The organism is Variovorax sp. OAS795 (genome assembly GCF_040546685.1).
In the GTDB taxonomy this organism is placed as follows: domain Bacteria; phylum Pseudomonadota; class Gammaproteobacteria; order Burkholderiales; family Burkholderiaceae_C; genus Variovorax.
The window spans coordinates 4172840-4195685 of record NZ_JBEPOH010000001.1 but is presented as its reverse complement, the minus strand read 5'-3'; the positions used below and the strand labels follow the sequence as shown (position 1 = coordinate 4195685).

The window sequence follows — 22846 nt, the reverse complement described above, 5'->3', positions numbered from 1 at the left end:
CTCAGGCGCGAATTCCTTCCGCGGTGAGATGCAGCAGGCGGTCCGCCCGTGCCGCCGCGCTTTCGGAGTGCGTCACCAGCACCAGCGAGGCGCCGTGCTCGCGCGTCTGGCCGATCAGCAGCTCCATCACCTTGGCGGCGGTGCCGGGGTCGAGGTTGCCGGTGGGCTCATCGGCCAGCAGCAGGGCGGGGCGGTGCACCAGCGCCCGCGCGATCGCCACGCGCTGCAGCTGGCCGCCCGAGAGCGTCTGCGGCAGGCGCGCACCCATGCCGGGCAGCCCCACGGCTTCGAGCATGTGCGCGACGCGGCTGTCATCGCGCTGGCGGCCGAGCAGCATCAAGGGCAGCGACACGTTCTGCGCCACGTCCAGGTGCGGCAGCACGTGGAAGGCCTGGAACACGAAGCCCACGTGGCGGCGCCGCCAGAGCGCGCAGGCTTCGCCATCGAGCGCGCCGATGTCGGTGCCGTCGTGCGAGACGGTGCCCGCGTCCCAGCTGTCGAGCCCGGCCATGCAGTTGAGCAGCGTCGATTTGCCGACGCCCGATTCGCCGACGATGGCGACGAATTCGCCGGGCTCGACGGTGAGCGTCACGTTCTCGAAAACAGGTACGTCGCCGTAGTGCTTGGCGAGTTGCGAAATGTGCAGCGTCATTCGGCGGTTGCAATGCGTTGGACGGCGGTCTGCACGGCATCGGGCGCGTCGCAGGCGATGACGCTGCGCGCGGGCATGCTGCGCAGCCAGGTGATCTGCCGCTTGGCGAGCTGGCGCGTGGCCGCGATGCCGCGTTCGCGCAGCTCGGCCATGGCCCTGGGGTCGGGCGCCGAACTGCCGCATGCGTCGAGCATTTCCCACGCCTGGCGGTAGCCCACGCAGCGCATCGAGGGCAGTTGAAGAGACAGGTCGCCGCGTGCGCGAAGCGCCCTGACTTCGTCGAGGAAGCCTGCTGCAAGCATGGCGTCGAAGCGCTCGGCGATGCGCGCATGCAGCCAGCCGCGGTCGGTGGGTTCGAGCGAGAACAACGCGCCGCCGGCCAGGCCCTTTGCCGCGTGGTTTTTGTCGCGCGCATGAAAGCTCGACAGGGGTTGCCCGCTGCTCTCCCAGACTTCGAGCGCGCGCTGGATGCGCTGGCTGTCCTGCGGTGCGAGCCGCGCGGCCGTGGCGGGATCGACCTCGGCCAGCCGCGCATGCATGGCGGGCCAGCCCCGCTCGGCGGCCTCGGCATCGATGCGCGCGCGCACCGCGGCGTCCGCGGCGGGCATCGCGTCGATGCCGTCGAACAGGGCCTTGAAATACAGCATGGTGCCGCCCACCAGCAAAGGCAAGGCGCCGCGTGCGCGGATCTCGCCGACCAGCCGCGTCGCGTCGGCCACGAAGGCCGCGGCGCTGTAGCTTTCGGCCGCATCGAGGATGTCGATCAGGTGGTGCGGCACGGCGGCCTGTTCGGCCAGGCTCGGCTTGGCGGTGCCGATGTCCATGCCGCGATAGACCAGCGCGGAATCGACGCTGACGATCTCGACCGGCCGAACGCGCGCCACGGCGAGCGCCACCGCGGTCTTGCCGGAGGCGGTCGGCCCTGCGAGCGCGATGAACTTCAGTGTGTCAGGAGGGCCGGTGGCGGCGACGGAGGGCGGCATAAGCGCCCGAGGGTAACAACAAAATGAAGGCCGGCCCGGCGCTCAGATCGCTTGCGTGCTGGCCGTGGCCTTGCCGCGCGCTTCCCGCGGCAGCGTGGCCGCATCCGGGCCCGGCGCGGCGGGCAGCACGGGCACGGGTTGCGCGCCGTGCAGCAGGGGCGGGCCCTCGGCCTGCCGCGAGGCCAGCGTGGTCTCGGGCTTCATGCGGAACAGCTGCAGGAGCGCCGAACGGTACTGGGCCTCGCCGATCGAATTGGTGTTGTGGTGCGACCCGCCTTCGACCAGCACGAACAGCTTGGGCACCGTGGCCGCGTCGTAGAGCTTGCGGCCCAGCGTGGGGTTGATCAGGCTGTCGGCGGTGCCATGCACCACCAGGAGCGGCGCACCGATGTCCTTGACGCGGTTGATGGCCTCGAAGCGCTGCGTGATGAGCGGGCCGAACGGCAGCCAGCCCCACTTGAAACTGCTCACCACGTCGGCAATGGAGGTGAAGGTGCTTTCGACGATGGTGCCGCTTTCGTCCTTGACATGGGCAGCCAGGTCGATGCCGATGGCGCCGCCCAGCGAGTGGCCGAAGATGTAGCGGTGCTGCCGGGGGTGGCGCGCGGCCAGCCAGGTCCAGGCAGCGCGGGCGTCTTCGCGTGCCGACTCTTCCGACGGCAGGCCCTTGGAGCTCTTGCCGAAACCGCGGTAGTCGATGGCCAGCACCGAGAAGCCGAGTTCGTGCATGCGCTGGATGCGCGGGGCCGAGCCGGCCACGTTGTAGCGCGCGCCATGCAGGTACAGCATGACGGGGCGGTCGGTGGTTTCGGGCTCTCCGCCGAGCCACAGGCCGTGCAGGCGCGCAGGCTCGCCGGTGATGGACGACTGGAAGTCGATCCAGACGTCCTGCATACCCTCGGTCATGGTGGCGGTGTTGCCCCAGCTGCGGTCGCTGGGTTGAAAGATCCACTCGCGCTGCTGCTCGTCGAACGTGGAGCAGCCGGCCGCCAACAGGGCGCACAGCGAAAGAACGGAGGCAAGCAGGGACCAGCGTTTCATGGGCTAGAGGGACAGCGGAGCCGGCAGAAAGTTCACATGCTCTCAGCTGAAACGCGCCGACACTGCGCTTCAGCAACCTCCTTTGCGTGTTCAGGAGGCAGTTTGTTTACATATGCAACGCCCGTGCCCGTTCCACGGATGACTGGCAAAAACTCCGGAAAAACCCTCAAAAGCGTGCGCTTTTTTATCTTCCGCGCATGAAAAGCGCATCCAGTTCGCGGATCGACAGCTGCCGCCAGGTCGGGCGGCCATGGTTGCACTGGTCCGATCGCTCCGTCGCTTCCATCTGGCGTAACAGGGCGTTCATCTCGTCGATGGTGAGCTTGCGGTTCGCCCGCACCGCGCCGTGGCAGGCCATCGTCGAGAGCAGTTCGTTCTGCGCCCGCTGCACCACGCTGCTGGCGTCGTGCAGCGCCAGCTCGGCCAACACGCTGCGCGCGAGCTCCACCGGATCGCCGTCGGCCAGGGTGCCGGGCACCGCGCGCACCGCCAAGGTGCGCGGCGAGAACGGCGTGATTTCCAGCCCCAGCGTGGGCAGCACCGCCGCGCAGGCCTCCGCCGTTGCCACTTCTTGCGGCGTGGCCGCAAAGGTGGCGGGAATGAGCAGCGGCTGGCTCGTGATGGCGGCGCCGTCGAGCTGCGTCTTGAGCCGCTCGTAGACGATGCGCTCATGGGCGGCATGCATGTCGACCACGATCAGCCCCTGGCTGTTCTCGGCCAGGATGTAGATGCCCTGCAGCTGCGCCAGCGCGCGGCCGAGCGGCCAGGCTTCCTCGTGGGTGGCCAAGGCCTGCAGGGACTCGCCCGGCAGTGCGGCCGGGGCGCGAAAGGCCATGGGTGCCGTGCCCGCAAGCGGCCAACCGGTGGCAGCGGCCTCCGACGCATGCGGCGCCGCTTCCGTGCGTCGCGGCCACATGGCCTCGAAATCGCCTGCACCGCGTTCCCTGGCCGTGAAGTTGATGCCCGGCTGGGCCCAAGTGGCACCCGACGCCGGCACGCCCGGCTTGAAAAATGGTTGCTGCGTGCCGAGTGGCGCGGCGGCGTCGCCCGCGCGCGGCGCGGCAAGCGCGTTCTCGATGGCATGGCGCACGGCCTGGTGCACCTCGCGTCCGTCGCGAAAGCGCACCTCGATCTTGGTCGGGTGCACGTTCACGTCGACGCGCGACGGGTCGATGTCGAGGTACAGCGCATACACGGGCTGGCGCTGCCCATGCAGCACGTCTTCGTACGCGCTGCGCACCGCATGCGACAGCACCTTGTCGCGCACGAAGCGGCCATTGACATAGAAGAACTGCTGGTCGCCGCGCGAGCGTGCCGCATCGGGAATGCCCGCACGCCCGGCCACGCGCACCGCGCCGCCAAGGTGATCGACCGCCACGCTCTGCGCCACGAAGTCGTCGCTGAGCGCATCGGCCAGCCGCTGCTCGCGCCGGTCGGCGGCGCGCCATTGCTCCATGAGCTTGCCGTCGTGCCACACCGAAAAGCCGACTTCGGGCCGCGCCAGCGCATGGCGCCGCACGGCCTCGATGCAGTGGGCCAGCTCGGTGGCGTCGGTCTTGAGGAACTTGCGCCGCGCGGGCGTGGCGAAGAAGAGCTCGCGCACTTCCACCGTGGTGCCCACCGCGCGCGCCACCGGCCGCAGTTCACCGGTGCGGCCGTCGAGCGCAAAGGCGCTGTCGGCGCCCGCAAAGCGAGAAAGAATGCTGAGCTCGGCAATGGCGCTGATGGCCGCGAGCGCCTCGCCGCGAAAGCCCATGGTGCCCACGGTTTCGAGGTCGTTCAGGCTGGCGATCTTGCTGGTGGCATGGCGGCGCAGCGCCACCGTGAGCTCTTCGCGCGGAATCCCCTGGCCATCGTCCTCCACCGAGATCAGCCGCACGCCGCCCGCAGCCAGCCGCACCGTGACCTGGCGCGCGCCCGCATCGAGCGCGTTGTCGAGCAGTTCGCGCACCACCGACGCTGGCCGCTCGACCACTTCACCGGCCGCGATCTGGCTGATCAGCTCGTCGGGGAGTTCGCGGATCGGACGGCGTTCGGCAGGGGCAAGGGAGGTGGGGAGGGCGCTCACGCGAACATTCTAGAAGCCCCTCGGGGTTGTATCGAGCTGTCATCCAGGCTCGCTGAACTGTCATGTGCGGACACGCCGCACGCAGCACGGATAATCGGCGCCCATGGAAATCATCAGCTTTCTCGTCGACTTCATCCTCCACGTCGACAAACACCTCGAGGCCTTCGTCGTCACCTATGGCCCGTGGGTCTATGCGCTGCTCTTCCTGATCGTCTTCGTTGAGACGGGTGCAGTAGTGATGCCCTTCCTGCCCGGCGACTCGCTGCTCTTCATCGTGGGCGCGCTGTGCGGCGTGGGGCTCATGAGTTTTCCGATCGCGTGCGCGGTGCTCATTGCCGCGGCCATCCTCGGCGACCAGTGCAACTACAGCATCGGCCGGTACTTCGGGCCCAAGGTCTTCAAGTGGGAGAACTCGCGCTTCTTCAACCGCAAGGCCTTCGACCAGGCGCACTCGTTCTATGAGCGCTACGGCGGCGTCACGATCATTCTTGCGCGCTTCATGCCGTTCATCCGCACCTTCGCGCCCTTCGTGGCCGGGGTGGCTGAAATGAGCCGCCCCAAGTTCACGATGTTCAACGTGGTCGGGGCGCTGGTCTGGGTGCTCGGCATTGCGACGGCCGGCTACTTCTTCGGCAACCTGCCGTTCGTTCGCGAGCACCTGGACAAGATCATCTGGGCGCTGATCTTCGTGCCGGGGCTGATCGCGATCTTCGGTGCATGGCGCGCGTCGCGTGCCGAGAAGGCACGCGCGCAGTTGCCTTCGAAGGCCTGACCGGCGGCCCAAAAAAAAGCGCGCCAGTGGTGGCGCGCTTCAGTGCAGAGGGTCGCTGACGGTCAGTAGGTCGGGCCGTTGCGCGGGTAGTAGGTGTTCGGCGGATAGGCGCGCTGGCTCTCGTAGTAGTTGCGCTCGTCCACGCTGCGGCCCACCTGGTTGCCGATCACGCCGCCAATGGCTGCACCGCCCAGCGTGCTGGCCGTGTTGCCGCCGATGGCGTGGCCGACCGCCGCGCCGCCGAGTGCACCGACCCCGGTGCCCAGGTTCTGGTTGGGCCCGGATGCGCAGCCCGCCAGCGCCATGACCGTGGTAGCCGCCGCAGCGGTAATCCAGATTCGTGCCTTCATGATGTCCACCTTTCTAAAGTGATGGGTCATGATGGTCAAAACGGGCTTGGCACCGGTGTAGGAGCCTGCCGCGCTTGACTGTGCGGTGCCACGGGCCGCCCCGCGTGGGACAGCAGGGCAGCGCGGGGAAGTCAAAGCTGACGGCTTCGGGCGAGCGGCGGGTTCTGCGCGAAGTAGCGCTGGATGCCGCGCATCAACGCGTCGGCAAGGCTTTCCTGGTAGCTCACGCTGCGCAGGTTGGCTTCTTCCTCGGGGTTGCTGATGAATGCGGTTTCGACCAGCACGCTCGGGATGTCGGGCGCCTTGAGAACCGCAAAGCCGGCCTGTTCGACCTGCGGCTTGTGCAGCCGCGCGCCGATGCCGCGAATCTCGCCGAGCATGGCGCCGCCGAGCTTGAGGCTGTCGTTGATCTGCGCCGTGGTGCTCATGTCGAGCAGTGCGCGCTGCACCTGCGCCTCGTGGTTGCCGACGTTCACGCCGCCCACCTTGTCGGCTTCGTTTTCCTTGTTGGCGAGCCAGCGCGCGGCGCTGCTCGACGCGCCGCTCTGGCTCAGTGCGAACACGCTCGCGCCGCGCGCCGCCGGGGTGGTGAATGCGTCGGCATGGATGCTCACGAACAGGTCGGCCTGCACGCGCCGTGCCTTTTGCACGCGCACGCCCAGCGGCACGAAGAAGTCGGCATCGCGCGTGAGGAACGCGCGCATGGGATTGCCGTTGACGCTGCTGGCGTTGATGCGCTCGCGCAGCCGGTGCGCGATTTGCAGCACGATGTCTTTTTCGCGTGTGCCGTTGGGGCCGATGGCGCCGGGGTCTTCGCCGCCGTGGCCCGGGTCCAGGGCCACGATGATGATGCGGTCGGTGCGGCTCGAGGTGGCGTTGCCGCGCGCTGCCGCGGCGGGCGCGGCAGGGGGCGGGGGGGCGAGCGGCGCGGGCGGCGCAACCGCCACCACGGGCGGCGGCGGCGCCACGGGACCGGGCCGGGTCGACTGCTGCGTGATCAGTTCGCCGAGCGGATCGGGCGCGGGCCCGGTTGCTGCGGCCGGCGGCCTGGCGGAAGGCATGGCAGGCGCGGCGGGCGCAGGGCTGCCGGGCAGCGGCCTTGGCGCGGGCACGTTGGGCGAAGGGCGCACGAGGATCGGCGGCCCACCGTCCGGCGCGAGCCCCGAGGGCGCGGCGGGCGGCGGCACCGCGGGTGCGCTGGCCACGGCGGTGTCATTGCCGCCGCTGCTGCTGCGCGGCGCCTCGCGCAGGCGCTCGGTGATCAGCGCCTCCATCGGATCGATGGCTTTCTCGGGATAGAGGTCGAGCACCAGGCGGTGCCTGTACGCGGCAATGGGCGCCAGCGAGAAAACCTGCGGCACCACGGACTGCTTGAGGTCGAAGACGATGCGCACCACCTTCGGCGCGTTCTGCCCGACGCGCAGGCCGTTGATGTACGGGTCGCCGGGCTTGATCTTGCCGACCAGCTCGCGCAGTTCGGGGTTCAGGTCGATGCCCTCGATGTCCACCGCAAGACGCGGCGGACTGCCCACCACCAGCTGCTGCGAGTGAAGCCGCGCATCGGACTCGATGGTCACGCGCGTGTAGTCGGCCGCGGGCCATACGCGCACCGCGAGGATGGTGGCGCCGCGCGCAATCTGGTGCACGCCGAGCATCAGCGCGACGCTGCCGCCCTGCAGCAGCACGCGCCGCTTGAGGCCGCTTGCCTTCATGCGCCGATGCGCGCCAGCAGATCGCTGCCGCGCGGGGTGTTGGCCTGGAGGATCGCGCTGCGTGTGTCGTCTGTCATTGCTTCTATTTTAATAGCGAGGTCGGCAATTGGTGTGCGGCCGGCGGCGTTGTCCGGCCATTCGGCCAGCTTGAGCCCCGGACCGGCGAAAATGTCACGAAAGCCCGCGTCGTCCCACTCGCGCGGGTCGTTGAAGCGATAGAAATCGAAATGGAAGATGGCCAGCCCGTCGGGCGCCTCGTGCGGCTCGACCACCGCGTAGGTGGGGCTCTTGATGCGGCCCTCGATGCCCAGCGCGCGCAGCAGGTGGCGCACGAAGGTGGTCTTGCCGGCGCCAAGGTCGCCGTGCAGCGCAATGAAGGCATCGCGCAGCGCGGGCGAGGCCGCGAGCGCGCGTGCGAAGGCAGCGGTGTCGTCCTCGCTGCGCCAGGTCAGCGTGCGGCTGGCGGTGTTCGTCGTTTCTACAATCGGCAAGTGATCGTCAGCCATCCACTCGTTGCTCGTATTCAGGCATTGGCCCGGGAACTCGGATTCTCCCAAATCGGAATCGCGGGCGTCGATCTGTCGAGCGCCGAGGAAGGTCTGATGCAATGGCTGGCCCACGGGTTCCACGGCGAGATGAAATACATGGCAACGCACGGCACGCGCCGCGCGCGGCCCGCCGAGCTTGTGCCGGGCACGGTGAGCGTCATCACGGCGCGCATGGACTACCTGCCGCGCGATACGCCGCTCGAAAATTGGCAGGCCGTGGAGTTCGATCGCCTCGCGCGTCCCGGCGAAGCCATCGTCTCGGTCTATGCGCGAGGCCGCGACTATCACAAGGTGATGCGTGCCCGGCTCGCCAAGCTGGCCGAACGCATCGCCGAAGAGGTCGGACCGTTCGGCCATCGCGCCTTCACCGATTCGGCCCCCGTGCTCGAAGCCGAGCTCGCCTCGCGCAGCGGACAGGGCTGGCGCGGCAAGCACACGCTGGTGCTCGACCGCAATGCGGGCTCGATGTTCTTTCTGGGCGAGATCTATGTCGACATGGCGCTGCCCGCCAGCGAGCCGGTCAGCGCGCATTGCGGCAGCTGCAGCGCCTGCATCGACGTGTGCCCGACCCGGGCCATCGTCGCGCCCCACCGGCTCGACGCGCGGCGCTGCATTTCGTACCTCACCATCGAGCACGGCGGACCGATCCCGCTGGAGCTTCGGCCCTTGATGGGCAACCGCATCTACGGCTGCGACGACTGCCAGCTGATCTGCCCGTGGAACAAGTTCGCGAAGAAAAGCGCGCTGCCCGATTTCGATGCCCGCGAAGGGCTCACCGGCCAGGCGCTGGCTTCGCTCTTCGCATGGAGCGAGGAAGATTTCCTGCGCTACACCGAGGGCAGCCCCATCCGGCGCATCGGGCATGAGCGCTGGCTGCGCAACATCGCCGTGGCCCTGGGCAACGCGCTGCGCGCCGGAGAGCGCGGCGCCGCCGAAGCGCTGGCGACGCGGGCCACTCACCCCAGCGAACTCGTGCGCGAGCACGTGGCTTGGGCGCTGGCGCAGGGGAATTCGGTGCCTGGCGGCGATGCATCGACGGTGACTGAGTAACGCTGGCTGCTGTTCACGATCGCGGGCAGCCCGCCGGCGATTCGACGCCTTTAAGTGCACTACTGCACGAACCCGGCAGCTTCATGCCGCGACGGCAAGTAGCGTTGCCGCATATTGAATGGATATTTTCGAACTTCAATCCCGCGTTCAGGCTGACCGATTTGGACGCGACCCGGTGCAGAGTATGGGCTCTCGTTTATTGGGAGGGCGGGATTGGAAGTGGACATGGTCCAGAGTCGTTCCCGGATTGGCATCCCTGCTTGCCAGCCACCGCGTAAAGCTAGACTTCGGTATTTACTGAGGGCACTCATTTACACAGAGCTTTGCGGCAGCCAACTGTGCTTAGTCAACGCTCGGTGCAGGCCGCTATAGGGGAGAATTGCGATGAGGCGAATTATCGCGATACTGGACAATGATCTTGAATCTGCGCTTTCCAATGATGTAGGTTTGATCGTTATCCGCGATATTCTTGAGAAATATAAAAATACAGGAATTCAGGCCGGGGAGGTGAATCTGCTATTGGAGGAACTTCGCCGCAATGCGGGCGATGAGGCTACAGAAGATCGAATAGCGGAGGTAATGGATATCGTCTCGGGGTTTTGTTTCCCCCATATGAGGGTTTGGTAGCAGCCCTGTGCATACCGCCAAATTAGTCAAGGCGTCGCGAATCCCTGGAATCCCCAGCTACCGCGGCAATGCCAACGCAAACGGCAGGCTCGCCATTCCAAGCAGCGTAGAAAGCGTTACCAGGCCCGCGACATACGGCCCGTTGTAGCCCATGCGCGCTGCCAGCACATAGGCGCTCGAGGCGGTGGGCACGGCGGAAAACGCCATCAGCACGGAGCCTTGCATCGCATCCAGGCGCAGCGCGCGGCAGAGGCCCCAGGCGACCAGCGGCAAGACCAGGTGCCGAATGGAAAGTACCGAGATCGCCAGCACCTTGCCGCGCCCGAGCGTGGCGAACTGCATGCCGGCGCCCGCGGCCAAGAGGCCGAGCGCGAGCGATGCGGCGCCGATGCGGGTCAGCGTGGGCGTGGCCCAGGCCGGGACCGTGAAGCCCAGCACATTGGCCAGCAGCCCCGCCAGCGTGGCAACGATCAGCGGGTTGCGCACGAGCTGGCGCGCAAAGCCCGATTCGGCGTGCCGCGCCATCGGCCAGACGGCCGCGATGTTGAACATCGGCACGCACACGCCGATCAGCACCGCGATCAGCAACAGGCCTTGCGCGCCGGCCAGCCGCTCGGCCAGCGCCAGGCAGATGAAGGAGTTGAAGCGGAACGCGATCTGTGCGCTGGCGGCGTGGTCGCGGCGGTCGATGTGGGTGCGCAATCCCGGCACGTGGGGCAGCGCATACGACAGCGCGATGCCGCAGACGCCGATGCCCACGCCCGCGGTGAGCAGGCTCGAGGTGGCGCCAAAATCGAGCGGGCTGCGCACGATCGAATGGAACAGCAGGACCGGGAACAGAAAGTAGTACACCAGGCTTTCGACCTGGTCCCACACGCGGCGGTCGAGTGCGGTGTAGCGGCAGAGCAGCCAGCCGATGGCGATGAGCGAAAAATCCGGAAAGAGCAGCTGGGCGAAGTTCACTGCTTCGAGCATAAACCGTGGCCGTCCATGGGTATTCCACAGCACGGGCGCGGTGCGAAGCCGCTAGCATCCGGGGCTTTGCTTTTTCGACACCGTCAATCAAGGAGTTATAGATGCAACGACGTCAATGGGGTGCCATGGTGGGTGCCGCCGCGCTGGTCGCGGCCGCAGGCCAGAGCTTCGCGCAGGGCTATCCCAACAAGCCGGTCGAACTCAGCGTGCCCTTTGCACCGGGCGGCACCACGGACATCGTGGCCCGCGTGATCGCCGACCCCCTGGGCAAGGTGCTGGGCCAGCCGGTGGTGGTGATCAACCGCGCCGGTGGCGGCGGCATCGTAGGCGCGGCCGAAACGGCGCGCGCCACGCCCGACGGCTACAAGCTCGGCGTTGCGACGGTCTCGAGCACGGCGGCCAATCCGGCCATCAACCCCAAGGTGCCGTACGACCCGATCAACGACTTCACGCCCATCATCAACATCGCGGCCACGCCCAACATCATTGCGGTGAACCCGAGCTTCCCGGCCAAGAACTATGCGGAGTTCGTGGCCGAGATCAAGAAGAATCCCGGCAAGTATTCGTACGCCTCGTCGGGCACCGGTGGCATCGGCCACCTGCTGATGGAGCTGTACAAGAGCCTCACCAACACCTTCGTCACACACATTCCGTACCGCGGCGCGGGCCCCGCGCTCAACGACGTGGTGGCCGGCCAGGTGCCGATCATCTTCGACAACATCCCGTCGGCCATTCCGTTCATCCAGAGCGGCCGCCTGATCCCGATCGTGGTGTCGGCGCCGCAGCGCCTGGCCGCCTTGCCCAACGTTCCGACCTTCAAGGAAGTGGGGCTGGAGCCGGTCAACCGCATGGCCTACTACGGCATCCTCGGTCCCAAGGGCCTGCCGAAGGACGTGGTCGACAAGATCAATGCCGGCGTGAAGAAGTCGGTGGAAGACCCGGCCGTGAAGAAGCGCATCGAAGACACGGGCTCGCTGATCGTGGCCAACACGCCCGAGCAGTTCGCCGCGCAGATCAAGGCCGAGTACGACGTCTACAAGCAAGTGGTCGCCAAGCAGAAGCTGAAGCTCGACTGACCGGCTTTCGTCCCGCGCAAGGCCGCCCGCACGAGGCGGCCTTTTTCATGGGTGTTCCCGTTTTTGCTATCTTGCAGCCATGACCGAGGCCGCCGCCACACAAACCCCCGAGATCGACGACTTCATCGATGCCCTCTGGCTCGAGGACGGGCTGTCGAAGAACACGCTGGCCGCCTACCGGCGCGACCTGGCGCTGTTCGCGCAGTGGCTGCGCAACGAGCGCGGCGGCGCATTGCTCGATGCCGCGAAGGAGAACGACCTGCAGGCCTACATGGGCGTGCGGCTGTCGACCAAGGGCAAGGCCACCTCGGCCAACCGGCGGCTCACCGTGTTCAAGCGCTACTACCGCTGGGCGCTGCGCGAGCGGCGCATCGCGGCCGATCCGAGCCTGCGGCTCGCACCCGCGCGGCAGATGCCGCGCGCCATCAAGACGCTTTCCGAAAAGCAGGTCGACGACCTGCTGGGCGCACCCGACGTGGAAACGCCGCTCGGGTTGCGCGACCGCGCCATGCTCGAGCTGATGTACGCCAGCGGGCTGCGCGTGAGCGAGCTCGTGGCGCTCAAGGTCATCGACATGAGCCTCAACGACGGCGTGCTGCGCGTGCTGGGCAAGGGCAACAAGGAGCGGCTGGTGCCCTTCGGTGGCGAGGCGCGCCGCTGGATCGAGCGCTACCTGGAGGAGTCGCGGCCGGCCATCCTCGACGGCCAGCAGACGCCCGACCTGTTCGTGACCTCGCGTGGCGCGGGCATGACGCGCGTGATGTTCTGGATCATCGTGAAGAAGCAGGCCACCGCGGCCGGCATCCACGTGCCGCTGTCGCCGCACACCTTGCGCCATGCGTTCGCCACCCACCTGCTGAACCACGGCGCGGACCTGCGTGCGGTGCAGCTGCTGCTGGGCCACGCCGACATTTCGACCACCACCATCTACACCCACGTGGCGCGCGAGCGGCTCAAGCAACTGCATTCCCGGCATCATCCGCGGGGCTGAGGCAGGGCACATGGAGCGCACCCTGCCGCCGCCGCCCTTGCGCGTGGGTTGTGCCGGCTGGAGCCTGCCACGCCCGACGTGGCCGGAGTTTCCATCTGAAGGATCGCACCTGGAGCGCTATGCGCAGCGTTTCGATGCGGCAGAGATCAACAGCGCGTTCTACCGGCCGCACCGGCGCGAGACCTACGAGCGATGGGCCGGCAGCACGCCCGGGCACTTTCGCTTCTCGGTCAAGCTGCCGCAATCCATCACGCATGAGAAACGGCTGCTCGGCGCCGTGCCCGAGTTGGAGGCGTTCCTTGCCGAGGTCGAGGGCCTGGGCGCCAGGCTCGGCTGCCTGGTCGTGCAGCTCCCGCCCAGCCTCGCGTTCAATGGCGCCGCGGTGAAACGATTTCTATCGGCCCTGCGGCAGCGCCACGAGGGCCCGGTGGCGCTCGAACCCCGGCATCGCAGCTGGTTCGCGCCGCAAGCGGAGACGCTCTTGTCGCGCTTTGGCATTGCGCGCGTGCTGGCCGATCCGGTGCTGTTCGACGAGGCGGCCGCGCCCGGCGGATGGCCCGGGCTCGTCTACCTGCGGCTGCACGGTTCGCCGCGGCGCTACTGGTCGGCCTACGACGATGCGCTGCTCGAACGGCTCGCATCGCGGCTGCGGCTGGCGCGCGCCGAAGGCGCCGAGTGCTGGTGCATCCTGGACAACACCGCGAGCGGCGCAGCTGTGGACAACGCGATGACCTTGGCGCGACTGCTTCAGAATCGCTGATCCATGCGAGGAGACACACCCATGAACATCAACAGACTCTGCGCCGGCCTCGCGCTGGCCGCCGTCGCGGGCCTTGCCGCGGCGCAAGCTTTTCCCACCGCCAAGCCCATCCGGCTGATCGTCGGCTATCCACCCGGCGGCGGCATCGACTTTGCGGCGCGCACGGTGCAGCTGCCGCTGCAGGAAGCGCTCAAGCAGCAGCTGGTGGTCGACTACAAGCCCGGCGCAAGCGGCATGATTGCCGCCACCGAGCTCACGCGCCAGCCGGCCGACGGCTACACGCTGCTGCTGGCCAACACCGGCCCCTTCGCCATTGCGCCGTACCTGCAGAGCAAGCCGCCGTACGACCCGATCAGGCAGTTCACCTACATCGGCCAGATCAGCCAGGGCAGCTACATCGCGGTGACGCGGCCCGACCATCCGGCAAAGAACCTCAAGGACTTCGTGGCCTGGGCCAAGGGGCAGCCGGGCAAGGTCAATTTCGCATCGGGCGGCAATGGCACCTCCACGCACCTGAACGGCGAGCTGATGAACCAGGTGACCGGCCTGGACATGACCCATGTGCCCTACAAGGGCAGCGCGCCGGCGGTGCAGGACCTGCTCGGCGGACAGACCCAGATCCTCATCGATGCAGGCAGCGTGCTGCTGCCGCAAGTGAAGGGCGGCAAGCTCAAGGCGCTGGCCGTGACCGGGCCGGTGCGCGACCCGCAGCTGCCCGACGTGCCGACCGTGAAGGAGCTGGGTCTTGCCGGCATGGAGTCCGTCGGCTTCCAGGGCCTGGTGGGCCCGGCCAACATGCCCAGGGAGGTGGTCGAGCGTCTTTCGAGCGAGCTGGCGCGCGCGCTGGCGCAGCCCGAGATCAAGGCCAAGTTCGCGGCCGCGGGCGCCGAGGTGCATCCGCTCGGGCCGGCCGAGTTCGCGGCCTTCGTCAAGGCCGACAATGAGAAATGGTCCCGGCTCATCCGCGAGCGCAAGCTGCAACTCGACTGAATTCCCTTTCCATGACCGACATGCATTTTTCGTCCATCAAGCCTTCGTGGCTGCTCGCCGTGGCCGCGCTCTGTGCTTTGGCCGGCGCGCAGGCGCAGGCCGTTCCCAAGACCATCCGCCTCATCGTGGCGTACCCCGCCGGCGGCGTGAGCGACGTGGTCGCGCGCGCGCTCGGCGAAAGGCTTGCGGCGCAGCTGGGCACCACCGTGGTCGTCGACAACCGCGCCGGCGCGAGCGGCGCCATCGGCATGGATGCCGTGGCCAAGGCCGCGCCCGATGGCGCGACGCTGGGCTTCTCGGCCATCAGTCCGCTGGTGCTGAGCCCGCACCTGGGCAAGCTGCCCTTCGATCCGCAGAAAGACATCGCGCCAGTCGCGAGCGTGATGTATTCGCCGGTGCTGCTCATTGCCACGCCGGCCAGCAAGGCCAAGGATTTTCGCGCGCTCATCGCCGATGCCAAGGCGCAGCCCGGCGCGGTGCGCTGGGCGACGTCCGGCCCGGCATCGCTCGGGCATATCGTGCTCGAACAACTGCGCTCGGCGGCAGGCGTGGACATCACGCATGTGCCGTACAAGGGCGGCGGCCAGCAGCTCAACGATGCGCTGGGCGGGCAGTTCGAAATTCTCTCCAGCAATGCGAGCCCCACGCTCACGTCGCACATCCAGTCGGGCAAGCTGCGCCCGCTGGCAGTGGGCGCGCCCGCGCGGCTCGAAAGCCTGCCGCAGGTGCCCACCCTGGCCGAGCTGGGCTACAACGCGGCGAACATCAATTCGCTGTTCGGCGTCTTCGCGCCCGCGGCCACGCCGCCCGCGCTCATCGCCAGATACAACGCCGAGATCAACAAGGCGCTGGCCAGCCCCGAGCTGCGCGCCAAGCTCACGGCCACCGACAACGTGCCGACCGGCGGAACGCCCGCGGCCTTTGCCAAGGAGATCGCCTCGGAGTTCGAGAGCAATGGGCGCATCGTGAAGGTGGCGAACATCAAGGCCGATTGACCCTGTGCTTGCGGTGGACGTCACCCTACCTTATAGTAGGTAGATGAACAGCGCCGCCGCCACACCCTCCGCCCTTGCCGCCGGCAGCACCCGCGAGCAGATCCTCGCGGTGGCGCGCCAGCTGATCGAAACCCGCTCGTACCTGGGCTTCAGCTTCCAGGACGTGGCCGATGCGGTCGGTGTCCGCAAGGCGAGCCTGTACCACCACTTCCCGACCAAGGAAGCGCTCGGCATCGAGGTGATCCGCCAGGCCACGGAGTCATTCAAGGCATGGGACGCCGCCAAGGTGCGTACACCCGAGGCCGCGCTCGAAGCGTATTTCCGCATGTACCGCAACACGCTGAAGGCGGGCTCGGGCATGTGTCCCGCGGGGGCGCTGGCGCCGGGATGGGATTGCATCAACGATGAATTGCGCCAGGCCGTGCAGGAGCTGCGCCACACGCAGGTGCTCTGGCTCACCGGCGTGCTGGGTGCGCTGATGCCGGCGCGCAAGAAGGGTGCATCGGTCGCGTCGCTGGCGGGCTTTGTGTTCGCGGCCTGCCAGGGGGCGTTGCTCGCGGCGCGCATGACAGGCCGGGCCGAGGACTTCGACGAGGCCATTGCACAGCTCAGGAGTTCGCTGCCCGGCTGATGATGGCCGGGCGGTATCGCAGGCACGCCGGACGTGCCTATTTTTTGACTCGCCTTGCCTACCGATTGGATGGTAGGTTTTTATATTGCAGGAGCATTCCATGAAAGCCGTCATTTCCGCCTATGCCCGCTCGCCCTTCCACTTCGCGAAGAAGGGGGCGCTCGCCGAGGTGCGCCCCGACACGCTGGCCGCGGGCGTGGTTCGCGGCCTGCTCGAGCGCACCGACCTGGACCCCGCACTGCTCGAAGACATCATCCTGGGTTGCGCCTATCCGGAAGCCTCGCAGGGCAACAACCTCGCGCGCATCGTCGGCTTGCTTGCAGGGCTGCCGCACGAGGTGGGCGGCATGACGGTGAACCGCTTCTGCGGCTCGTCGATGCAGGCCGTGCACATTGCCGCGGCGCAGATCGAGGCCGGCATGGGCGAGGCCTTCCTGTGCATCGGCGTGGAGTCGATGACGATGGTGCCGCAGGGTGGCTTCAATTTCTCCCCGAACCCCGAGCTGGCGGAAAGCACCGATGCCTATATCTCCATGGGCGAGACGGCCGAGAACGTCGCGCAGCGCTGGAACGTGAGCCGCGCCGACCAGGAGGCTTTCGCGGTCGAGTCGCACCGCAAGGCCGCCGCCGCGCGCGCGGAAGGGCGCCTGGCCGGCGAGATCGTGCCGGTGCGCCTGGCCTCGGGCGACCGGGTCGATGCGGACGGCTGCATCCGCCCGGCCACCTCGGCCGAGGCGCTCGCGGGCCTCAAGCCGGCGTTCCGTCCCGACGGACTCGTGACCGCCGGCACTTCATCGCCGCTCACCGACGGCGCGGCCGTCGTTCTCGTGACCAGCGACAGCTTTGCCGCGAAGCACGGCCTGCAGGCGCTCGCGCGCATCAAGTCCTTTGCCACCGTGGGCGTCGATCCGGCGATCATGGGCATCGGCCCGATCCCCGCGACGCGCAAGGCGCTGGCGCGTGCCGGCCTCACGGCCGCCGATCTCGACGTGATCGAACTCAACGAGGCGTTCTCGTCGCAGGCACTGGCCTGCATCCGCGATCTGGGGCTCGACCCCGCGAAGGTCAACCTCGACGGCGGCGGCCTGGCCATCGGGCATCCGCTGGGCGCGACCGGTGCGCGCATCACCGGCAAGGCGGCTTCGTTGCTGGCGCGCGAGAACGGCCGCTACGCGTTGGCCACCCAATGCATCGGCGGCGGGCAGGGCATCGCCACCATTCTCGAACGGGTCTGAAAGTTCGAGAATGCACAGCTCACCACAAGGAACTCTCATGGCAGCACCGCCTGACGACACCGGCATGAAACGCAAGCTCTACCTCGAAGACCTCTCGGTGGGCGATCGTTTCCAGAGCGGCGAGCACGCGATGGACGCGGCGCAGATCAAGGCCTTTGCGCGCCAGTTCGATCCTCAGCCTTTTCACACCGACGAGGAAGCCGCGAAGCACACCTTCTTCGGCGGCCTCGCGGCGAGCGGCTGGCACACCGCGGCGGTCACCATGAAGCTGCTGGTGGAGAGCGGCATCCCGCTGGCCGAGGGCGTGATCGGCTCGGGCGGCGAACTGCAATGGCCCAAGCCCACGCGTCCCGGCGATGTGCTGCACGTGGTGAGCGAGGTGATGGACATCACGGCTTCGCGCTCCAAGCCCGGCCGCTCGATGGTGACGATGCAATGCCGCACGCTCAACCAGCGCGGCGAGGTGCTGCAGTATTTCTCGCCCAGGCTGCTGGTGCACGCCCGGGCTGCGTAGGCCTGTTAAAGCCCGGTCTTGCCGTCCGAGAGCACGCGCAATTCCTCGTCGCTGAATCCCGCGCGGCTGCGCGCTTCGAAGTTGAACGGCGGCTTCAGGCGCGGCGCCTCGTAGCGCGCCACGAGTTCGGGGTAGGTGGCTTCGGGATCGCGGCCCTCGCGCTCGCAAAGCCAGCGGTACCAGTGGTTGCCGATGGCCACGTGGCCCACCTCGTCGCAGAGGATGATGTCCAGGATCTCGACCGCGCGCAGCGCATCGGGTGTGTCGACGCGCTTCAGCTTGGCCTGGATCAGCGGCGTGGCGTCCAGGCCGCGCGCTTCGAGCGTTCGGGGCACCAGCGCCATGCGCGCGAGCACGTCGTCCTTCGTCTTCTCGCACATGCTCCAAAGGCCATCGTGGCCGGGGAAGTCGCCGTAGCGCCAGCCCATGCCTTGCAGGTGCGCATGCAGCAGCGTGAAGTGCCGGGCCTCTTCGTCGGCCACGCGCAACCAGTCGCGGTAGTAGGCCTCGGGCATGCCGTCGTAGCGCCAGGCCGCGTCGAGCGCGAGGTTGATGGCGTTGAACTCGATGTGGCAGATCGAATGGATCAAGGCGGCGCGGCCTTCGGGCGTGAAAGGCGAGCGCTTCTGCACCGCGGTGGCCGCCACGCGCAGCGGCCGCTCGGGCCGACCCGGCACGCCCAGCGCGTCGCCCGCCGTGCGTATCTGTGTGGTTGCTATTGAATCGGTAGCGGCGGTGGCAGCAGCAGCGTGCGTTGCAGCCACCTTGAGTTCAGGATCGGTCAGTCGCAGCGCGGCCAGCGCGCTCAATCGGGGGTGCATCCCTACAATTCTAGTTTTTTGCCTCCCGGAGACTCCACGATGGCCCTCTATGAACTCGACGGCGTTGCGCCGCAACTCGGCACCGGCGCCTGGGTCGCCGACAGCGCGGAGGTGATCGGCAACGTGCAACTGGGCGAGAACGCGAGCATCTGGTTCGGTGCGGTGCTGCGCGGCGACAACGAGGTCATGGCCATCGGGCGCAACAGCAACGTGCAGGACATGTCGATGCTGCATTCCGACCCCGGCAGTCCGCTCACCATCGGCGAGAACGTGACCATCGGCCACCAGGTCATGCTGCATGGCTGCACCATCGGGGACAACTCGCTGATCGGCATCCAGGCCGTGGTCTTGAATAACGCGAAGATCGGCCGCAATTCGATTGTCGGTGCCGGCAGCGTCGTGACCGAAGGCAAGGAGTTTCCTGACAACTCGCTGATCTTCGGCTCGCCCGCCAAGGTGATGCGCACGATCAGCGACGAAGACGCCGCCCGCCTGCGCCACGGCTCGGAGCACTACGTCCAGAACGCCATTCGCTATGCGAAGGGCCTCAAGAAAATCGCCTGACTGCGCACAGGCCCAACAGAAAGAAGAATCCGTTTTGAGCGAGCTGCACAAATTCCTGTTCGATGGCCTGCCGGTGCGCGGCGTGATCGTGCGCCTGACAGATGCGTGGCAGGAGATCCTTGCGCGGCGCGCCTCCAATACCGGCACCGGGGCTTATGCGCCGCCCGTGGCCGAACTGCTCGGCGAGATGACCGCCGCGGCCACGCTGATGCAGGCCAACATCAAGTTCAACGGCGCGTTGATCCTGCAGATCTTCGGCGACGGTCCGGTGAAGGTGGCCGTGGCCGAGGCCAAGCCCGACCTGAGCCTGCGCGCCACCGCGAAGGTGATCGGCGACCTGCCGGCCGATGCGCGCCTGCCCGAGATGGTCAACGAGAACAACAAGGGCCGCTGCGCGATCACGCTCGACCCCAAGGACAAGCTCCCGGGCACGACGCCTTACCAAGGTGTGGTGCCGCTCTTCGACGACGACGGCGAGAAGCTCGGCAAGCTCAGCGACGTGCTGCAGCACTACATGCTGCAGAGCGAGCAGCTCGACACCACGCTGGTGCTCGCGGCCGACGACAAGGTGGCTGCAGGCCTCCTGATCCAGCGCCTGCCGGTCAAGGGCGAGGGCAACCTGGAAGGCCGGTCCGGCACTTCCGTCAAGGACCACGACCAGGCCAACGAGGACCAGATCGGCCTGAACGAGGACTACAACCGCATCTCGATCCTGGCCTCGAGCCTGACGCGCGACGAGCTGCTCACGCTCGACGTGGAGACCATTCTCCGGCGCCTGTTCTGGGAGGAGAAGCTGCTGCGCTTCGAGCCGCAGGCCGGCTTGCTGGGCCCGCATTTCGCCTGCACCTGCGGCCGCGACCGCGTGGCGCAGATGATCCGCGGGCTGGGCGTGGAAGAGGCCGAGGAAATCCTTGCCGAGCGCGGCGACATCGAGGTGGGCTGCGACTTCTGCGGCAAGCAGTACCGGTTCGATGCCGTCGATGCGGCGCAGATCTTCACACCGCCCGGCGACCAGGTGCCGGGCAGCACCATCGTCCAGTAGATCGCGGCCCGGTCAGCGCGCCAACCGGTCGTCGAAGTCGCCGAACACGATGTCGGGCGCGCTGGTGTTGTGGCGCGAGGGCAGGTTGCGGCCGAAGCGCACGTGCGTGGCGTCGAGCGATTTCACGTCGGGCAGGGACAGTACCTGCTCCGCGGCATCGGGCGACGCCTGCCACCGCACCTCGCTCACGTCGGCGTTGTCGGGCGTCACGTACATCGAGCGCAGCACCGCAAAGGGCCGCGCGCCGGCCGTCGGCGTCGAGAGCCGCACGTCGAGCGCGGTGCGCGTGCGGCTGATCTCCGACACCCTGGCCACGGCGCTGCCGCCGCCGACGAAGCGCAGGTGGATGGCGAGCGGATGCGGCACGATGCGGATCGACGCGATGTCGACCACCGGCCGGGCCCCCTGCTCGACGGGCCCGAGCAGGAACGAGGAGCCGTACACCCCGTCGCCGAAGCGTTCTTCGGGCAGCGGCTTGATGCGCCAGTAGCCGTCGGCCGGATAGAGCACCAGGGCTTCGAGCGCCTTGCCATCTTCCTTGCGGAAGATCTGCAGCATGTGAAAGCCCCGGTCCGTGCGCGCACCCACGCGCACCGGCACCTGCTGCGGCCGCCAGAAGGTCGGCAAGGTCATGCCGACGATGCGCAGTTGCGGGTCGTCCAGCAGCACCACGCGGCGCGGCTTGAACTTGTGCGCGGGATCGGTGGGGTGGGCGCCGCCGTCGAAGTTGCAGCCCGAGAAGTCGGGTGCGGTGGTGTCGTTGCCGATGCTGTCCAGGTAGGGCGGCTGCAGCGCCTCGATGCGCATGCGCCGGATGCCTTCTCCGCGCAGCACCAGCGAGACGTTGTCCTCCTCGGCGCAGGCCGTGGGCGTGGTGGCGTTTTCCACCGTGGCCGCAACCGGGGCGGCCGCGGTGGCACCGGCCGCGAGCAGCGCAGCAAGCAAGAGGCTGACGCGGCCAGCGGAATGAGAGAAGCGAAGCGGGAACATCAGGTCTCCGAACTGGGCATGGGCGGGTTGTCGCGGCGTCCGATCAGGTCGCTGAAAAGCCGATGTTCGCATTCCGGATCGGAGCACTTCTCGCAAGGCCATGACCACGGGGCAGGTTTTGCATCGGCACGGCCGCGCGCCCTGGGCCGGCCTTCGCTGGCGGCAATGGAATTGATGGCGTTCCACGCGCTGCAGAGCCGCTCGCCGCCGGTGCCGTGCACCACGGCGAACGGAAGCCTGGCACCCGCGAGTGCCGCGCGCACCAGCGCGTCGGTGGGCTCGCGCGCGTGGTCGCCGTCGCGCAATGCATCGGCCACCCACGGGATGTCGAGCGCGGTCAGAAGCGTGATGGCGTAGCGCGCCTGCGCCGCCAGCGCGCCGGCATGCAGCGAAGTGTCGCCGAACAGCAGCTCGCTGTAGACCGCGGTCATGAGGGCCGTGGTGTCGGCCACCACCACCCCCGCGCCGGCCGCGGCATCGATGCGGCGCGTCTGCTCGTCGGCAATGGCGCGCTGCTCCTCGGGCCGCGGCGTGCGGCCTTCGCGGTCGCACCACTCGCGCAGGTATTCGCCGACCATCGTGGTGGCGATGCCGCGCTCCTGCAGGCGCTGCGTGAGCGCGCGGGCGAGTTCGGTCTTGCCGGTGCTCTCGGCACCGAGCAGCGCAATGACGCAGCCGGCCGGCAGCACGGGCGTCATGCGCGCGCGGCCCCGGCGTGCATGCGCGTGCGCCATGCAAGATAGCCCGCCACGCTGAGCACCGCGAACACTGCGTAGAGCCCGACCGTGAGCCACAGGCCCTTGTGGATGAACAGGCCCACGCTTACGGTGTTCACCGCCAGCCACACGAGCCAGTTCTCGATGAACTTGCGGCCGAGCAGGAACTGGCCGACCAGGCTGAGGCCGGTAGAGAACCCGTCCCACCAGGGCACGTCGGTGTCGGTGAAGCGAAGCAGGAAGAGGGCGACCGCAGGCCACGCCACGGCGCAGGCCAGGAGGGCAAGCGCAACGCCGCGCGGCGACAGCCGGCTGACCCGCAATGCGCTGCCATCGGCCCGGTGCCCGCGCAGCCATTGGAACCAGCCCCAGAGCGCGACGACCGCGAAAAACACCTGGAGCGAGGCGTCGCCGTAGATGCGCGCCTTGGCGAACACCGCCACATAGAGCAGCGAACTGACGATCGCGAGCGGCCAGCCCCAGTGGATCTCGCGCATGTTGCAGCCGACCATCGCAAGCGCCAGCACGGCGGCCACGAGCTCGAGCCAGCTGACCGGTGAGCCCCAGAGCGCGAAGGCGGGGGCCGAGAAGAACTCGGGCATCAGGACGTCAGGTGCCGAGCGCCGCCGGGCCGCCCCAAGGCGCGAGCGGCCCCCTCGGGGGGGCAGCGAGGACACGCAGTGCCGAGCGTGGGGGCATCGAGCGCCGCCGGGCCGCCCCAAGGCGCGAGCGGCCCCCTCGGGG

At 68.1% G+C, this 22846-nt stretch carries 25 protein-coding genes; 13 read left to right on the top strand and 12 right to left on the bottom strand.

Going from position 1 to position 22846, the window contains the following annotated elements:
- Window position 1: 1 nt before the first annotated feature.
- The 4 genes from ABID97_RS20325 to mutL form a co-directional block, all read right to left on the bottom strand.
- Window positions 2-652: an ABC transporter ATP-binding protein gene (locus ABID97_RS20325; protein WP_354400325.1), complete on the bottom strand. Its 651-nt coding sequence runs from the start codon at window positions 650-652 to the stop codon at window positions 2-4.
- The gene (gene miaA, locus ABID97_RS20320; protein WP_354400323.1) at window positions 649-1635 is read right to left on the bottom strand and encodes a tRNA (adenosine(37)-N6)-dimethylallyltransferase MiaA; all 987 of its coding nucleotides are present in this window, start codon (window positions 1633-1635) and stop codon (window positions 649-651) included. The genes ABID97_RS20325 and miaA overlap by 4 nt, the downstream gene beginning before the upstream one ends.
- A gap of 42 nt (window positions 1636-1677) precedes the next feature.
- Entirely contained in the window at window positions 1678-2676 is a 999-nt protein-coding gene (locus ABID97_RS20315; RefSeq protein ID WP_354400322.1) for an alpha/beta hydrolase, read from the bottom strand.
- 184 nt (window positions 2677-2860) lie between these two features.
- On the bottom strand, window positions 2861-4744 hold the full coding sequence (gene mutL / locus ABID97_RS20310) for a DNA mismatch repair endonuclease MutL (RefSeq protein WP_354400320.1): 1884 nt from the start codon (window positions 4742-4744) through the stop codon (window positions 2861-2863).
- 103 nt (window positions 4745-4847) lie between these two features.
- On the opposite strand from mutL, the gene ABID97_RS20305 reads away from it, so the two are divergent.
- Window positions 4848-5516, top strand: a complete 669-nt coding sequence (locus ABID97_RS20305) for a DedA family protein (protein ID WP_354400319.1) — start codon at window positions 4848-4850, stop codon at window positions 5514-5516.
- A 62-nt stretch (window positions 5517-5578) separates the two neighbouring features.
- On the opposite strand, the gene ABID97_RS20300 is transcribed toward ABID97_RS20305, so the two are convergent.
- The 3 genes from ABID97_RS20300 to tsaE all read right to left on the bottom strand — a co-directional run bounded on the left by ABID97_RS20300 (window position 5579) and on the right by tsaE (window position 8084).
- Window positions 5579-5866: a YMGG-like glycine zipper-containing protein gene (locus ABID97_RS20300; protein ID WP_354400318.1), complete on the bottom strand. Its 288-nt coding sequence runs from the start codon at window positions 5864-5866 to the stop codon at window positions 5579-5581.
- 131 nt (window positions 5867-5997) lie between these two features.
- Window positions 5998-7578, bottom strand: a complete 1581-nt coding sequence (locus ABID97_RS20295; protein ID WP_354400317.1) for an N-acetylmuramoyl-L-alanine amidase — start codon at window positions 7576-7578, stop codon at window positions 5998-6000.
- On the bottom strand, window positions 7575-8084 hold the full coding sequence (tsaE, locus tag ABID97_RS20290) for a tRNA (adenosine(37)-N6)-threonylcarbamoyltransferase complex ATPase subunit type 1 TsaE (RefSeq protein ID WP_354400316.1): 510 nt from the start codon (window positions 8082-8084) through the stop codon (window positions 7575-7577). Before tsaE ends, ABID97_RS20295 begins: the two co-directional genes overlap by 4 nt.
- Between tsaE and queG the strand changes: the two genes are divergently transcribed.
- Window positions 8070-9176 (top strand): tRNA epoxyqueuosine(34) reductase QueG, encoded by a 1107-nt coding sequence (queG, locus tag ABID97_RS20285; protein ID WP_354400315.1) that lies wholly within the window; start codon window positions 8070-8072, stop codon window positions 9174-9176. The two genes, tsaE and queG, sit on opposite strands and share 15 nt — an antisense overlap.
- 384 nt (window positions 9177-9560) lie before the next feature.
- Window positions 9561-9803 carry a hypothetical protein gene (locus ABID97_RS20280; protein WP_354400314.1) on the top strand — a complete coding sequence of 81 codons (243 nt, stop codon included), beginning with the start codon at window positions 9561-9563 and terminating at the stop codon, window positions 9801-9803.
- Window positions 9804-9860: 57 nt separating this feature from the next.
- On the opposite strand, the gene ABID97_RS20275 is transcribed toward ABID97_RS20280, so the two are convergent.
- On the bottom strand, window positions 9861-10778 hold the full coding sequence (locus ABID97_RS20275) for an AEC family transporter (RefSeq protein WP_354400313.1): 918 nt from the start codon (window positions 10776-10778) through the stop codon (window positions 9861-9863).
- A gap of 101 nt (window positions 10779-10879) precedes the next feature.
- Between ABID97_RS20275 and ABID97_RS20270 the strand changes: the two genes are divergently transcribed.
- The 8 genes from ABID97_RS20270 (at window position 10880) to ABID97_RS20235 (ending at window position 17969) form a co-directional block, all read left to right on the top strand.
- Window positions 10880-11854, top strand: coding sequence for a tripartite tricarboxylate transporter substrate binding protein BugE (locus ABID97_RS20270; RefSeq protein WP_354400312.1), 975 nt, complete (start codon window positions 10880-10882; stop codon window positions 11852-11854).
- 79 nt (window positions 11855-11933) lie between these two features.
- Window positions 11934-12845, top strand: coding sequence for a site-specific tyrosine recombinase XerD (xerD, locus tag ABID97_RS20265; protein ID WP_354400311.1), 912 nt, complete (start codon window positions 11934-11936; stop codon window positions 12843-12845).
- Between the two features lie 10 nt (window positions 12846-12855).
- Window positions 12856-13605 carry a DUF72 domain-containing protein gene (locus ABID97_RS20260; protein WP_354400310.1) on the top strand — a complete coding sequence of 250 codons (750 nt, stop codon included), beginning with the start codon at window positions 12856-12858 and terminating at the stop codon, window positions 13603-13605.
- Window positions 13606-13626: 21 nt separating this feature from the next.
- Window positions 13627-14595: a Bug family tripartite tricarboxylate transporter substrate binding protein gene (locus ABID97_RS20255; RefSeq protein ID WP_354400309.1), complete on the top strand. Its 969-nt coding sequence runs from the start codon at window positions 13627-13629 to the stop codon at window positions 14593-14595.
- Between the two features lie 20 nt (window positions 14596-14615).
- Window positions 14616-15590 (top strand): Bug family tripartite tricarboxylate transporter substrate binding protein, encoded by a 975-nt coding sequence (locus ABID97_RS20250; protein WP_354401826.1) that lies wholly within the window; start codon window positions 14616-14618, stop codon window positions 15588-15590.
- Window positions 15591-15633: 43 nt separating this feature from the next.
- Entirely contained in the window at window positions 15634-16221 is a 588-nt protein-coding gene (locus ABID97_RS20245) for a TetR/AcrR family transcriptional regulator (RefSeq protein ID WP_354400308.1), read from the top strand.
- A 100-nt stretch (window positions 16222-16321) separates the two neighbouring features.
- Window positions 16322-17455 carry a thiolase family protein gene (locus ABID97_RS20240; RefSeq protein ID WP_354400307.1) on the top strand — a complete coding sequence of 378 codons (1134 nt, stop codon included), beginning with the start codon at window positions 16322-16324 and terminating at the stop codon, window positions 17453-17455.
- A 37-nt stretch (window positions 17456-17492) separates the two neighbouring features.
- Window positions 17493-17969, top strand: coding sequence for a MaoC family dehydratase (locus tag ABID97_RS20235; protein ID WP_354400306.1), 477 nt, complete (start codon window positions 17493-17495; stop codon window positions 17967-17969).
- A 5-nt stretch (window positions 17970-17974) separates the two neighbouring features.
- Here ABID97_RS20235 and ABID97_RS20230 read toward each other — a convergent pair whose 3' ends face one another.
- Window positions 17975-18790 (bottom strand): ferritin-like domain-containing protein, encoded by an 816-nt coding sequence (locus ABID97_RS20230; protein WP_354400304.1) that lies wholly within the window; start codon window positions 18788-18790, stop codon window positions 17975-17977.
- A 39-nt stretch (window positions 18791-18829) separates the two neighbouring features.
- Between ABID97_RS20230 and ABID97_RS20225 the strand changes: the two genes are divergently transcribed.
- Complete coding sequence (locus ABID97_RS20225; RefSeq protein WP_354400303.1) at window positions 18830-19354, top strand: gamma carbonic anhydrase family protein; 525 nt, start codon at window positions 18830-18832, stop codon at window positions 19352-19354.
- 34 nt (window positions 19355-19388) lie between these two features.
- The gene (gene hslO, locus ABID97_RS20220) at window positions 19389-20396 is read left to right on the top strand and encodes an Hsp33 family molecular chaperone HslO (protein ID WP_354400302.1); all 1008 of its coding nucleotides are present in this window, start codon (window positions 19389-19391) and stop codon (window positions 20394-20396) included.
- 12 nt (window positions 20397-20408) lie between these two features.
- On the opposite strand, the gene ABID97_RS20215 is transcribed toward hslO, so the two are convergent.
- Genes ABID97_RS20215 through pnuC form a run of 3 tightly spaced genes read right to left on the bottom strand, consistent with a single transcriptional unit; the run spans window position 20409 to window position 22704 of the window.
- The gene (locus ABID97_RS20215) at window positions 20409-21386 is read right to left on the bottom strand and encodes a hypothetical protein (RefSeq protein WP_354400301.1); all 978 of its coding nucleotides are present in this window, start codon (window positions 21384-21386) and stop codon (window positions 20409-20411) included.
- The gene (locus ABID97_RS20210) at window positions 21386-22084 is read right to left on the bottom strand and encodes an AAA family ATPase (RefSeq protein ID WP_354401824.1); all 699 of its coding nucleotides are present in this window, start codon (window positions 22082-22084) and stop codon (window positions 21386-21388) included. Before ABID97_RS20210 ends, ABID97_RS20215 begins: the two co-directional genes overlap by 1 nt.
- Window positions 22081-22704 (bottom strand): nicotinamide riboside transporter PnuC, encoded by a 624-nt coding sequence (pnuC, locus tag ABID97_RS20205; RefSeq protein ID WP_354400299.1) that lies wholly within the window; start codon window positions 22702-22704, stop codon window positions 22081-22083. Before pnuC ends, ABID97_RS20210 begins: the two co-directional genes overlap by 4 nt.
- Between the last annotated feature and the right edge of the window lie 142 nt (window positions 22705-22846).

Excerpts from the sequence above, each read along its gene's own strand:
- ABID97_RS20325 (WP_354400325.1), bottom strand. The coding sequence starts at position 652 with ATGACGCTGCACATTTCGCAACTCGCCAAGCACTACGGCGACGTACCT.
- miaA (WP_354400323.1), bottom strand. The coding sequence starts at position 1,635 with ATGCCGCCCTCCGTCGCCGCCACCGGCCCTCCTGACACACTGAAGTTC.
- ABID97_RS20315 (WP_354400322.1), bottom strand. The coding sequence starts at position 2,676 with ATGAAACGCTGGTCCCTGCTTGCCTCCGTTCTTTCGCTGTGCGCCCTG.
- ABID97_RS20305 (WP_354400319.1), top strand. The coding sequence starts at position 4,848 with ATGGAAATCATCAGCTTTCTCGTCGACTTCATCCTCCACGTCGACAAA.
- ABID97_RS20300 (WP_354400318.1), bottom strand. The coding sequence starts at position 5,866 with ATGAAGGCACGAATCTGGATTACCGCTGCGGCGGCTACCACGGTCATG.
- ABID97_RS20295 (WP_354400317.1), bottom strand. The coding sequence starts at position 7,578 with ATGAAGGCAAGCGGCCTCAAGCGGCGCGTGCTGCTGCAGGGCGGCAGC.
- tsaE (WP_354400316.1), bottom strand. The coding sequence starts at position 8,084 with ATGGCTGACGATCACTTGCCGATTGTAGAAACGACGAACACCGCCAGC.
- ABID97_RS20280 (WP_354400314.1), top strand. The coding sequence starts at position 9,561 with ATGAGGCGAATTATCGCGATACTGGACAATGATCTTGAATCTGCGCTT.
- ABID97_RS20275 (WP_354400313.1), bottom strand. The coding sequence starts at position 10,778 with ATGCTCGAAGCAGTGAACTTCGCCCAGCTGCTCTTTCCGGATTTTTCG.
- ABID97_RS20270 (WP_354400312.1), top strand. The coding sequence starts at position 10,880 with ATGCAACGACGTCAATGGGGTGCCATGGTGGGTGCCGCCGCGCTGGTC.
- xerD (WP_354400311.1), top strand. The coding sequence starts at position 11,934 with ATGACCGAGGCCGCCGCCACACAAACCCCCGAGATCGACGACTTCATC.
- ABID97_RS20260 (WP_354400310.1), top strand. The coding sequence starts at position 12,856 with ATGGAGCGCACCCTGCCGCCGCCGCCCTTGCGCGTGGGTTGTGCCGGC.
- ABID97_RS20255 (WP_354400309.1), top strand. The coding sequence starts at position 13,627 with ATGAACATCAACAGACTCTGCGCCGGCCTCGCGCTGGCCGCCGTCGCG.
- ABID97_RS20250 (WP_354401826.1), top strand. The coding sequence starts at position 14,616 with ATGCATTTTTCGTCCATCAAGCCTTCGTGGCTGCTCGCCGTGGCCGCG.
- ABID97_RS20245 (WP_354400308.1), top strand. The coding sequence starts at position 15,634 with ATGAACAGCGCCGCCGCCACACCCTCCGCCCTTGCCGCCGGCAGCACC.
- ABID97_RS20240 (WP_354400307.1), top strand. The coding sequence starts at position 16,322 with ATGAAAGCCGTCATTTCCGCCTATGCCCGCTCGCCCTTCCACTTCGCG.
- ABID97_RS20235 (WP_354400306.1), top strand. The coding sequence starts at position 17,493 with ATGGCAGCACCGCCTGACGACACCGGCATGAAACGCAAGCTCTACCTC.
- ABID97_RS20230 (WP_354400304.1), bottom strand. The coding sequence starts at position 18,790 with ATGCACCCCCGATTGAGCGCGCTGGCCGCGCTGCGACTGACCGATCCT.
- ABID97_RS20225 (WP_354400303.1), top strand. The coding sequence starts at position 18,830 with ATGGCCCTCTATGAACTCGACGGCGTTGCGCCGCAACTCGGCACCGGC.
- ABID97_RS20215 (WP_354400301.1), bottom strand. The coding sequence starts at position 21,386 with ATGTTCCCGCTTCGCTTCTCTCATTCCGCTGGCCGCGTCAGCCTCTTG.
- ABID97_RS20210 (WP_354401824.1), bottom strand. The coding sequence starts at position 22,084 with ATGACGCCCGTGCTGCCGGCCGGCTGCGTCATTGCGCTGCTCGGTGCC.
- pnuC (WP_354400299.1), bottom strand. The coding sequence starts at position 22,704 with ATGCCCGAGTTCTTCTCGGCCCCCGCCTTCGCGCTCTGGGGCTCACCG.